We start from the raw sequence: 303 nt of genomic DNA on the forward strand, positions 1-303 counted from the left end.
ACATGCTTGAGGCTGTGACCCGAGACCCACTGCGCGCTGGCTTCGAACACCGCATGGTCCGCCATCTCGAAGAGCTTGGCCACGGCGTACAACGCAATCACCGCCCCCAGATGCGGCGCCAGGGCGCCCGCGCGGCGCGGCAGAGGAGCCAGAGCCAGCACCACCAACAGGCCGCCAAACTGCACCACAGCCCAGGGCAGCAGGTTGCCGCCGTACGCCCAGCACAGCACGGCGAGCGGCCCCGCGAGCAGCAGCGCGGCGACCGTGGCCCAGCCCGCGCGCGTGCTCACGCGGCTGGCCGCG

The 303-nt window shown here is 72.6% G+C and carries 1 pseudogene; it reads right to left on the reverse strand.

The window, feature by feature from the left end:
* A pseudogene (locus VTU_RS0118060) lies at nt 1–290 on the reverse strand (hypothetical protein); the annotation flags it as partial.
* Nucleotides 291–303 lie beyond the last annotated feature (13 nt).

Source organism: Verminephrobacter aporrectodeae subsp. tuberculatae At4 (genome assembly GCF_000193225.1).
GTDB lineage: Bacteria > Pseudomonadota > Gammaproteobacteria > Burkholderiales > Burkholderiaceae_C > Acidovorax > Acidovorax aporrectodeae.